Raw genomic sequence first — 12,350 nt, 5'->3', positions numbered from 1 at the left:
CCCTACCGCCCTACCGCCCTACCGCCCTACCGACCGAGAGCAGCGACCCTCTGCCCCCCCCCAACCTTCCCCCACCCCCGGTGCCCTTCACTGATGGAGAAGTGACGTTCGATGGCGAGTAACGAAGAAAAGCTTCGTCAGTACCTGAAGCGGGTCACCGTGGACCTGGGCCAGGCCCGTCAGCGCCTGCGCGAGGTGGAGGAGCGTTCCCAGGAGCCGATCGCCATCGTCTCCATGGCGTGCCGCTTCCCCGGCGACACCCGTACGCCCGAGGCCCTGTGGGACCTGGTGGCCGAGGGCGGCGACGCCATCGGCGACTTCCCCGCCAACCGGGGCTGGGACCTGGAGGGTCTCTACCACCCGGACCCCGACCACCCCGGCACCAGCTACGTGCGGCGCGGCGGGTTCCTGCACGACGCCCCCGCCTTCGACGCCTCCTTCTTCGGGATCAGCCCGCGCGAGGCGCTGGCCATGGACCCGCAGCAGCGGGTGCTGATGGAGACCGCCTGGCAGCTCCTCGAACGGGCCGGCATCGACCCGGCGGACCTGAAGCTCACCGCCACCGGCGTCTACGTAGGGGCCGGAGTGCTCGGCTTCGGCGGCGCGCAGCCCGACCGGACGGTGGAGGGCCATCTGCTGACCGGCAACGCGCTCAGCGTCCTCTCCGGCCGCATCTCCTTCACCCTCGGCCTGGAGGGCCCGTCGGTGAGTGTCGACACGGCGTGCTCCTCGTCGCTGGTCGCGATGCACCTGGCGGCCCAGGCGCTGCGCATGGGCGAGTGCGAGTTGGCGCTGGCCGGTGGCGTGACCGTGATGTCGACGCCCGGCGCGTTCACCGAGTTCTCGCGGCAGGGCGCGCTGTCGCCCGACGGCCGTTCCAAGGCGTTCGCGGCCTCGGCCGACGGTACGGGCTTCTCCGAGGGCGCAGGTCTGCTCCTGCTGGAGCGGCTCTCCGACGCGCGCCGCAACGGCCACGAGGTCCTGGCCGTGATACGTGGCTCGGCCGTCAACCAGGACGGCGCGAGCAACGGACTCACCGCGCCCAACGGCCCCTCGCAGGAACGCGTCATCCGGGCCGCCCTCGCCAACGCGGGCCTGGGCGCCGCCGAGGTCGACGCGGTCGAGGCGCACGGCACCGGCACCAGGCTCGGCGACCCCATCGAGGCCGGCGCCCTGCTCGCCACCTACGGCCGCGACCGGGACGAGGACCGGCCGCTCTGGCTCGGCTCGGTCAAGTCGAACATCGGTCACCCGCAGGGCGCCGCGGGCGTCGCGGGCGTCATCAAGATGGTGATGGCGCTGCGGCGCGAACTGCTGCCCGCCACGTTGTACGTCGACGAGCCCACCCCGCACGTCGACTGGTCCGCGGGCTCCGTCAGGCTCCTGAGCGAACCGGTGCCGTGGCCGCGCGGCGAACGCCCGCGCCGCGCGGGCGTGTCCGCCTTCGGCATGTCGGGGACGAACGCCCACGTCATCCTGGAGGAGGCGCCCGAGGCGCCCACGGAGCTCAAGGAACCTACGGAGCCCGGTGAGGCTCAGGGGACGACGCCCCAGGGGGCCACCGAGCGGCCCACGCCCACGACCGCTGGACCGGTGGCCGACACGGTGGTGCCCTGGGTGGTCTCTGCGCGCGGCGAGGACGCGCTGCGGGCACAGGCCGCCCGGCTGGCCGAGCACGTGGAGACGGACCTGCGATCGGCATCGCCCGTCGAAGTGGGCTGGTCCCTCACCACCACACGATCGGTGTTCGAGAACCGGGCCGTCGTCATCGGCGCGGACCGCACGGAACTCCTCGCCGGCCTACGGTCGCTGGCGGCGGGCGAGGTGTCACCGGACGTGGTGTCGGGCACGGCGGGCGCGAAGGGCCCGGGACCTGTCCTCGTGTTCCCGGGACAGGGCGGCCAGTGGGTGGGCATGGGAGTCCAACTGCTCGACCAGTCACCCGTGTTCGCGTCCCGTATCGCCGAGTGCGAGCAGGCACTCTCCGCGTACGTCGACTGGTCCCTGACCGACGTGCTGCGCGCGGACGGCACGGAACTGTCCCGGATCGACGTCATCCAGCCGGTGCTGTGGGCCGTCATGGTCGCGCTCGCCGCCGTCTGGGCCGACCAGGGCATCGAGCCCGCCGCGGTCGTCGGCCACTCACAGGGCGAGATAGCCGCCGCATGCGTCGTCGGCGCGATCTCCCTGGAGGAGGCCGCGCGTATCGTCGCGGTCCGCAGCATCCTGCTGCGACAGCTGTCCGGACACGGCGGCATGGCGTCCCTCGGCATGAGCCAGGAGCAGGCCGCCGAACTGATCGACGGCCACCCGGGCGTCGTCGTCGCCGCCGTCAACGGCCCCTCGTCCACGGTTATTTCGGGCCCGCCCGAGGGTATCGAGGCCGTCGTCGCCGACGCCAAGGAACGTGGCCTGCGCGCCCGCGCCGTCGCCTCCGACGTCGCAGGGCACGGACCGCAGCTGGACGCGATCATGGACCAGCTCACCGAGGGCCTCGCCGGCATCGACCCCACCCCCACCGACATCGCCTTCTACTCGACCGTCACCGGCGGACACCTCCCCGACACCACCGCGCTGGACTCCGCGTACTGGGTGCGGAACGTGCGTCGAACGGTACGTTTCGCCGACACGGTCGACGCGCTGCTTGCGGATGGGTACCGCCTGTTCATCGAGGTCAGCCCGCACCCCGTCCTCAACCTGGCGACGGAGGCGCTCATCGAACGGGCGGACGTCTCCGCCACCGTTGTCCCCACGCTCCGGCGCGATCACGGCGACGCCACCCAGCTCGCCCGCGCCGCCGCCCAGGCGTTCACGGCGGGCGCCGACGTCGACTGGCGCCGCTGGTTCCCGGCCGACCCCGCTCCTCGTACCGTCGACCTGCCCACCTACGCCTTCCAGCGTCAGGACTTCTGGATCGCCCCCGCCGCCGGAAAGGCGGGCGACCCCACCGGGCTCGGCCTCGCCGCGTCGGGACACCCGCTCCTCGGCGCCTCCGTCGGCCTCGCCGGCGGTGACGTACACCTGCTGAGCGGCCGTCTCTCCCGGCAGTCGGCGTCCTGGCTGGACGACCACGCCGTGGCGGGTCAGCCACTGGTCCCCGGCGCCGCACAGGTGGAGTGGGTGCTGCGCGCCGCCGACGAGGCGGGCTGCCCCGCCCTGGAGGAACTGACGCTGCAGACGCCGCTCGTCCTGCCCGACTCCGGGGGCCTGCGGATCCAGGTCGTCGTGGACGCGGCCGACGCCCACGGCCGCCGCGACGTCCACGTGTTCTCCCGCCCCGATGACGACGACGCCTTCGCGTCGTCGCACCCTTGGACCTGCCACGCCACCGGCGTGCTCGGCCCCGAGCCGGCGGAGGCCGCGGCCGAGGCCCTGGACGGCCCCTGGCCCCCCGCCGGCGCCGAACCGGCCGACCCCGACGACCTCTACGCGCGGGCCGACCGGACCGGATACGGCTACGGGCCCGCGTTCCGGGGCGTGCGCGCCCTGTGGCGGCACGGCAACGACGTCCTGGCCGAGGTGGCGCTGCCCAAGGAGGCCGGCGAACCGGACGGCTTCGGCATCCACCCGGCTCTCTTCGACGCGGTTCTGCAGCCCGCGGCCCTGCTGCTCCCCGCCGCCGAAGCCGGACACGTCTGGCTGCCGTTCGCCTGGAACGACGTGGCCCTGCACGCTGTACGGGCCACCACGGTCCGGGTGCGGCTCACCCTGCTCGGCGACCGGATCGACCAAGGCCTGCGGATCACCGTGGCCGACGCCGTGGGCGCACCGGTGCTCACGGTGCGGGATCTGCGTTCCCGCCCCACGGACACCGGCCGCCTCGCCGCGGCGGGGGCTCGTGACCGGCACGGACTGTTCGACCTGGAGTGGACGCCGGTCGCGGCAGCAGCCGGTGGCGTCACTGGCAACGTCCCAGCCGGTGGCGTCACTGGCAACGCCCCCGAGAACGCCCCTGACACCGCGCCCGAGAACACCGACTGGGTGACCCTCGGCGAGGACGTCGCGAGCCTGCCCGCCCTGCTGGCGTCCGTCGAAGCCGGCGCTCCGGTGCCGTCGCTGGTGGCCGCCCCCGTCACGCCCGACTCCGGCGACGACGGCCTGGCCCTCGCCACCCGAGTCCTCGACCTGGTCCAGACGTGGCTCGCCGCACCTCTCACCGACTCCCGCCTCGTGCTGGTGACACGGGGCGCGGTGGCCTTCGAGGGTGACGGCGGGGGCGACGGCACGGACGGCGATGGTGGGGCGGATGTGGACGTGGATGTGGACGTGGCGGCCGCGGCGACGTGGGGCCTGGTCCGCAGTGCCCAGTCCGAGCACCCCGACCGCTTCACGCTGGTCGACCTGGGCCCGGACGACACGCTCGCCGCGGCCATGGCGGCGGCGCGCCTGGACGAGCCCCAACTCGCCGTGCACGAGGGTGAGGTACGAGTCCCGCGGCTCATCCGAGCCGAACCCCGAATGACACCAGCCGCCGAGCCTGGCGCGTCCAACGGCTCCGGCACGTCCGGCGGGCCGGCGGACATCGACCCGCGGGGGACGATCCTCATCACCGGCGGCACCGGAGTACTGGGCCGACTGGTCGCCGAACACCTCGTACGCAAGTGCGGGGCTCGCCACCTGCTCCTCGCGAGCCGACGGGGCGACGTGGCACCCGGGAGCGCGGAACTCGTGGCGCAGCTGGCCGAGTTGGGCGCCACCGCGACCATCGCGACGGCCGACGTCAGCGACGTGGAGTCGGTCGCCCAGCTGGTCGCGTCCGTCGACCCGGCACACCCGCTGACCGGGGTGGTCCACGCCGCCGGTGTCCTGGACGACGCCGTGGTCACTGCCCAGACCCCCGAGAGCCTCGCGCGGGTGTGGGCAGCGAAGGCGACCGCCGCGCGCCATCTGCACGAGGCGACACGCGAGACGCCCCTCGCCCTGTTCGTGGTGTTCTCCTCGGCGGCGGCCTCGCTCGGCAGTCCCGGACAGGCCAACTACGCCGCCGCCAACGCGTACTGCGACGCCCTCGTCCAGCACCGCAGGGCCCAGGGCCTCGCGGGCCTCTCCATCGCCTGGGGCCTGTGGCAGGCGACCAGCGGCATGACGGGCGAGCTGAGCCGGACGGACCTGGCACGCATGAAGCGCACCGGTTTTGCCGCGCTCACCGACGAAGGCGGCCTGGCGTTGTTCGACGCCGCCCTGGCCCACGACCGCGCGTACGTGGTCGCGGCCGACCTCGACCCGCGCGCCGTGACCGACGGCCTCTCCCCGCTCCTGCGCACCCTCACCGACACCGCCATCGGCACCCGGCGGCGCGTGGCCTCGGAGGGCCTCGCCGACGGGGCCCTCGCGGGGCGCCTGGCGGGCCTCGACGCGGAGGGCCGCCTGCAACTCCTCACCGATGTCGTACGCGAGTACGTCGCGGCCGTGCTCGGCCACGGGTCGGCGGCCCAGGTGAAGGTCGACGTCGCCTTCAAGGACCTGGGCTTCGACTCGCTGACGGCAGTCGAACTGCGCAACCGGCTGTCGGCCGCCTGCGGCGAACGGCTCCCCGCCACACTAGTCTTCGACCACCCCACCCCCCAGGCCCTCGCCGCCCACCTGGCGCACCGCCTGGCAGGCGCCTCGGCCTCCGCACCCGCATCGGCGTCCGCCCCCGTCGTCCCACGCGCACGCCGGGCGACGGCGGACACGGACGACCCGATCGCGATCGTCGCCATGACCTGCCGATTCCCCGGCGGCGTCACCTCCGCCGAGGACCTGTGGCGCCTGCTCGACGCCCGCACGGACGCGATGGGCGCCTTCCCCACCGACCGCGGCTGGGACCTGGAACGGTTCTTCCACCCCGACCCGGACCACCCCGGCACCAGCTACGCCGACCAGGGCGGTTTCCTGCCGGACGCGGGGGATTTTGACGCCGCGTTCTTCGGGATCAATCGGCGTGAGGCGTTGGCGATGGATCCGCAGCAGCGTTTGCTGCTGGAGGCGTCGTGGGAGGTGTTCGAGCGTGCGGGTATCGATCCGACGACGCTCAAGGGCAGCCTGACCGGCACATACGTCGGTCTGATGAACCACGACTACGCCAAGTCCTTCCCCGAGGCCGACCCCCAACTGGAGGGCTACGCCTACCTGGCGAGCACCGGCAGCATGGTGTCCGGCCGGGTCGCCTACACCTTCGGCTTGGAAGGCCCGGCGGTGACGGTCGACACGGCGTGCTCCTCGTCCCTCGTCTCCATCCACCTGGCGGCGCAGGCGCTGCGCCAGGGCGAATGCGACCTGGCCCTCGCGGGCGGTGTCTCCGTCGTGGCCGACCCGGACATGTTCGCGGGCTTCTCGCGCCAGCGCGGTCTGTCCCCCGACGGCCGCTGCAAGCCGTACGCGGCCGCCGCCGACGGAGTCGGCTTCTCCGAGGGAGTCGGAGTACTCCTCCTCGAACGGCTCTCGGACGCGCGCCGCAACGGCCACCAAGTCCTGGCGGTGGTGCGGGGTTCGGCGGTGAATCAGGACGGTGCGAGTAATGGTTTGACGGCGCCGAATGGTCCGTCGCAGGAGCGGGTGATTCGGCGGGCGTTGGCCAGTGGTGGGCTGGTGGCTGCTGATGTGGATGTGGTGGAGGGTCACGGTACGGGGACGACGTTGGGTGATCCGATCGAGGCGCAGGCGTTGTTGGCGACGTACGGTCAGGACCGGCCGGAGGGTCGTCCGGTGTGGCTGGGTTCGGTGAAGTCGAATATTGGTCATACGCAGGCGGCTGCTGGTGTGGCGGGTGTCATCAAGATGGTGATGGCGATGCGTCATGGGGTGGTGCCGGCGAGTTTGCATGTGGATGAGCCGTCGCCGCATGTGGATTGGGATGCGGGTGGGGTGCGGCTGGCGTCGGAGTCGGTGGTGTGGCCGGAGGTGGGTGGGCGTCCGCGGCGTGCGGGGGTGTCGTCGTTCGGTGCGTCGGGTACAAATGCGCATTTGATCTTGGAGCAGGTTCCGGAGCCGGTGGTTGAGCTTGAGGCCGCGGTGGTGTCGGAGAGCGGTGGTCTGGTGCCGTGGGTGGTGTCGGCGCGCAGCCCACAGGCCCTGCGAGAACAGGCACGCCGCCTGAGCGAGTTCGCCGACGAGACGGCGAGTGCGACGTTGGCCGACGTGGGTTGGTCGCTGCTGAAGACGCGCGCGCTGCATGAGCACCGTGCTGTTGTGGCGGGCACGGAGCGACATGAACTGCGCGCCGCTTTGGAGGCGTTGGCAGCCGGAGACCCACATCCGGCGCTGGTCGGGCCGACCGCTACGCAGGGACGTACGGGTGATGACTTGGTCTGGCTGTTCAGTGGTCAGGGGAGTCAGTTGGTGGGGATGGGTGCCGGGTTGTATGAGCGGTTCCCGGTGTTCGCGGAGGCGTTCGACGAGGTGTGTGCCTTGTTGGACGATGAGTTGGGGGCTTCACTGCGTGAGGTTGTGTTCTGTGGTCCGGTGGAGCGGTTGGATCACACGATGTGGGCGCAGGCGGGGTTGTTTGCGTTGCAGGTGGGGCTGGCCAGGTTGTGGGAGTCCGTCGGTGTGAAGCCGGATGTGGTGATTGGGCATTCGGTTGGGGAGGTGGCGGCTGCGTATGTGGCGGGGGTCTTCTCGCTACCGGATGCGTGTCGTGTGGTGGGGGTGCGGGCGCGGTTGATGGGGGCGTTGCCTGAGGGTGGGGCGATGTGTGCGGTGCAGGCGACGCGGGAGGAGTTGGCTGCCGAGCTGGATGGCACCCGTGTGAGTGTGGCGGCGGTCAACACGCCCGATTCGACGGTGATTTCGGGTCCGTCGGACGAGGTGGAGGGTGTCGCGGGCCGGTGGCGGGAGCGGGGCCGTAAGACGAAGGCTCTCTCGGTCAGTCACGGATTCCATTCCGTGCTGATGGAGCCGATGCTGGCGGAGTTCGCCGAGGCGTTGCGGGGTGTGGAGTTCCGGCGGCCTTCGATTCCGCTGATCAGCAATGTGTCCGGTGAGCGGGCCGGTGAGGAGATCACGACTCCGGAGTACTGGGCACGGCATGTGCGTCAGCCTGTCCTCTTCCAGCCCGCCATTGCCCAGGTGGCGGAGCGTGCGGGCGTGTTCGTCGAGCTGGGGCCTGCTCCAGTGCTGACGACCGCTGCCCAGCACACCCTGGACGACGTTGCCGATACGCGTGACCGTGACCGCGAGCCGGTTTTGGTGTCCTCGCTCGGCGGCGAGAAGCCCGAGGAACAGGCCTTCGTGAATGCGCTCGCCCGTCTGCATGTGGCGGGGGTGGGTGTGGATTGGTCGGTGTTGTTTGCGGGTGGGGTGGCGCCGAGGGTGGTGGGTTTGCCGACGTATGCGTTTCAGCGGGAGCGGTTCTGGCTTGCGGGGCGTGGTGGTGTCGGTGGTCGTGGTGGGGATGTGGTGGGGCTGGGGTTGGTGGCTGCGGGGCATCCGTTGTTGGGTGCGGCGGTGGAGTTTGCTGACCGGGGTGGGTGTCTGCTGACGGGGCGGTTGTCGCGTTCTGGTGTGGGGTGGCTGGTTGATCATGTGGTGGCCGGGGTGGTGTTGGTGCCGGGTGCTGCGTTGGTGGAGTGGGTGTTGCGGGCTGGGGATGAGGTGGGTTGTTCGGGGGTTGAGGAGTTGATGTTGCAGGCGCCTGTGGTGGTGCCTGAGGGGCGTGGTTTGCGGGTGCAGGTCGTGGTGGATGAGGCCGACGGTGACGGGCGTCGTGGTGTGCAGGTCTTCACCCGGCTTGAGGGCGATACGGGCCTGGGCGCGGCCGTGACGGCGGCGACGGCGGTGGTGGACGGTGGCGGTGACGGCGAGGGTGGCTGGGTGTGCCACGCCACCGGCACCCTCACCCCCGAACCAGCCGCCCTTGAGCCTGGTTTGACTGGCGTGTGGCCGCCTGCCGACGCCGAGCCCGTGGCCGTCGAAGACTTCTACGCGCAGGCTGCGGAGGCCGGGTACGGGTACGGGTACGGCCCGGCGTTCCAGGGGCTGCGTGCGGTGTGGCGGGACGGTCAGGATCTGCTGGCCGAGGTGTCGCTGCCCGAGGCCGCCGGTGCCCACGACGGCTACGGCATCCACCCCGCCCTCCTCGACGCCGCCCTCCACCCACTCCTCGCCGCCCGCTTCCAGGATGGAGCCGGGGACGACGGCCAGGTCTACGTGCCGTTCGGATGGGCCGGGGTGTCGCTGCGGGCGGTGGGGGCCACGACTGTCCGCGTACGCCTCCGCCCGCTCGGCGAGAGTCTTGACCAAGGCCTGAGCGTGACGGTTGCCGACGAGACCGGAGGTCTCGTCCTGAGCATCGACTCCCTGCGGACGCGCCCCGTCAAGCCCGGCCGGCTCGCTGCCGCGCAACAGCAGTCCGTACGCGGCCTGTTCACCGTGGACTGGGCACCACTGTCGGACTCGCAGGGCGAGAGGGCGGCTGGTGTTGCTGAGGGCGGTGGTCGATGGGGCGGGCTGACGGACGATGTCGGTCTGGCCGATGTGGTGCCGGTGGGCAGCGAAGTGCCGTGGGCAGTACTCGCCCCGGTCGACGCGTCTGTTGGTGGTGGCGCTGGTCTGCCGGTGGTGGATCGGGTGTTGGCACTCGTGCAGGAGTTCCTGGCGGCTCCGGATCTGTCGGAGTCCCGTCTGCTGTTGGTGACGCGGGGTGCCGTGGCTGTCGACGGGGTCGGGGAGGTGGACGCGTCTGCGGCAGCGGTGTGGGGTCTGGTCCGCAGCGCGCAGTCGGAGAACCCGGGACGATTCGTCCTCCTCGATGTGGAGAGGGGCGCCGCTGAGGATGGTGGTGACCTGCCGCAGGATGCGCTGCGCCAGGCAGTGGAGGAGTTTGACGAGCCTCAACTCGCTCTGCGCGCCGGGCAGCTGTACGTCCCCCGTCTGGCCCAGGCCCGACGTTCGACCGAACTCGTCGCGCCGCCCGGCGAAGCGGCTTGGCGCCTGCGGTTGGAGAACGGCGGCTCGTTGGACGACCTGGCGGTGGTCGCCTGCCCGGAGGTCCTCGAGCCTTTGAGGCCAGGACAGGTACGGGTGTCCGTGCATGCGGCCGGCCTCAATTTCCGTGACGTTCTCGTCGCCCTGGGGATGGTCCCCGCGTACGGCGCCATGGGCGGCGAAGGTGCCGGTGTCGTGACGGAGGTGGGCCCCGACGTCACGCGTGTGTCGGTCGGCGACCACGTGATGGGCGTCTTCGAGGGTGCCTTCGGCTCCGTGGTGATCGCCGAGGCCCAGATGGTGGCGCCGGTCCCGCAGGGCTGGGCCATGCGTGAGGCGGCTGGAATTCCGGCGGCGTTCCTGACGGCTTGGTACGGGTTGGTGGAGCTGGCTGGTGTGCGGGCTGGTGAGCGGGTGTTGATCCATGCCGGTACGGGTGGTGTGGGGATGGCCGCGGTGCAGGTTGCCCGTCATCTGGGTGCGGAGGTCTTCGCGACGGCGAGTCCGGCCAAGCATGGGGTGCTGGAGGAGATGGGGGTTGATGCGGCCCATCGGGCGTCTTCGCGTGATCTTGCCTTTGAGGATGCGATCCGGGAAGCCACGGGTGGGGAGGGTGTGGATGTCGTACTGAACAGTCTCGCCGGTGTGTTCATCGATGCTTCCCTGCGGTTGCTCGGTGATGGTGGTCGGTTCCTGGAGATGGGCAAGACCGATCTGCGTACCGCGGAAGAGGTTGCCGCGCAGCACCCGGGCGTCACGTACACCGCGTACGACTTGGTGAACGACGCCGGGCCGGACCGTATCGCTCACATGCTCGATCAGCTCGGCGGGTTGTTCACCTCAGAACGGCTTAAGCCGTTGCCGGTACGTTCCTGGCCGCTGGACGAGGCGCGGGAGGCGTTCCGGTTCATGAGTCAGGCCAAGCACACCGGGAAGTTGGTGCTGGAGGTTCCGCCTGCCCTTGATCCCGAGGGCACGGTGTTGATCACCGGTGGTACGGGTGCGCTGGGCCGGGTGGTGGCCGAGCATCTGGTACGGGAGTGGGGTGTGCGGCACCTGCTGTTGGCCAGTCGGCGGGGTGCGGATGCTCCGGGCAGCGGGGAACTGGTGCAGCGGCTTGGCGAACTAGGCGCTGAGGTGAGTGTTGTTGCTGCTGATGTGGGTGATGCGGGGTCGGTGGCGGAGCTGGTGGGCAAGACCGATCCGTCGCATCCGTTGACCGGTGTGGTGCATGCGGCGGGTGTGCTGGAGGACGCGGTGGTCACGGCGCAGACGTCGGAGGGACTGGCGCGGGTGTGGGCGGCGAAGGCGGCTGCGGCGCGGCATTTGGATGAGGCGACGCGGGGGATGCGGCTGGGTCTGTTCGTGGTGTTCTCCTCGGCTGCTGCCACTCTGGGCAGTCCTGGGCAGGCCAACTATGCGGCGGCGAACGCGTATTGCGATGCGTTGATGCAGCGCCGCAGGGTGCAAGGGCTGGCGGGACTGTCGGTCGGCTGGGGCCTGTGGGAGACCCCCGGCGAGACGACCGACGCGACAGGCACCACCGCCACCGACACGACAGCCGGTGCAACGGCAACCGGCACGACGCGCGGCATGACAGGCGGCCTGAGCACCACCGACATCGCCCGCATGACCCGCATCGGCGTCAAGGGAATGAGCAGCGCGCACGGCCTGGCCCTGCTGGACGCCGCACGCGCTCACGGCCGCCCCCACCTCGTCGGATTCAACCTCGACCTGCGCACGCTCGCCACGCACCCCGTGAACACGAGGCCCGTACTGCTGCGCAGCCTGGCCGCCGGCCGCCCCACGAGCGCGACGACCAGGCCGACCGCCACGGCAGCCGGGCAGTCCGCCGATCTGGCGGGCCGACTGGCCGCCCTGCCGCCGTCCGACCGGCACCACACGTTGGTGAGGCTCATCAGGGAACAGGCGGCGATCGTCCTCGGTCACCACACCGATGCCCTCGCGACGGGCAGCACCTTCAAGGAACTCGGATTCGACTCGCTCACCGCAGTCGAACTGCGCAACAGGCTGTCCGCGGCCACCGGCCTCCGCCTGCCCGCCGGCCTCGTCTTCGACCACCCGGACGCGGACATCCTGGCCGAACACCTCGGCGCGCAACTCGCCCCCGACGGCGCCACCCCCGTCGGCAGGGAAGCCACCGACCAAGCCACCGATCCGGTCCTGCGGGAGCTGGCGAAACTCGAGAGCGCCCTGTCCACCGCCCTCGTCGAGCACGTCGAGCACGTCGATACCGACGCGGTCACGACCCGGCTGGAATCGCTCCTGGCGAAGTGGAAGGCGGCCGGAGCGGCGCCGGCCTCCGGGAGCACGAAGGAGCAGCTCCAGGTCGCCACGACCGACCAGGTCCTCGACTTCATCGACAAAGAACTGGGTGTGTGAAACGACCGTGCACGGCGCGACAACCACGCTGAAGGCTGGGT

The 12,350-nt window shown here is 71.2% G+C and carries 1 protein-coding gene; it reads left to right on the top strand.

From position 1 onward, the window contains the following. Window positions 1-111: 111 nt before the first annotated feature. Window positions 112-12,309 carry an SDR family NAD(P)-dependent oxidoreductase gene (locus tag ACFVYR_RS01140; protein WP_384247311.1) on the top strand — a complete coding sequence of 4,066 codons (12,198 nt, stop codon included), beginning with the start codon at window positions 112-114 and terminating at the stop codon, window positions 12,307-12,309. The last annotated feature ends 41 nt before the right edge of the window (window positions 12,310-12,350 follow it).

Origin of the sequence: Streptomyces sp. NPDC058284, from assembly GCF_042881135.1 — a bacterium.
In the GTDB taxonomy this organism is placed as follows: Bacteria; Actinomycetota; Actinomycetes; order Streptomycetales; family Streptomycetaceae; genus Streptomyces.
This window is presented reverse-complemented; position numbering and strand designations above follow the sequence as displayed.

Excerpts from the sequence above, each read along its gene's own strand:
- ACFVYR_RS01140 (WP_384247311.1), top strand. The coding sequence starts at position 112 with ATGGCGAGTAACGAAGAAAAGCTTCGTCAGTACCTGAAGCGGGTCACC.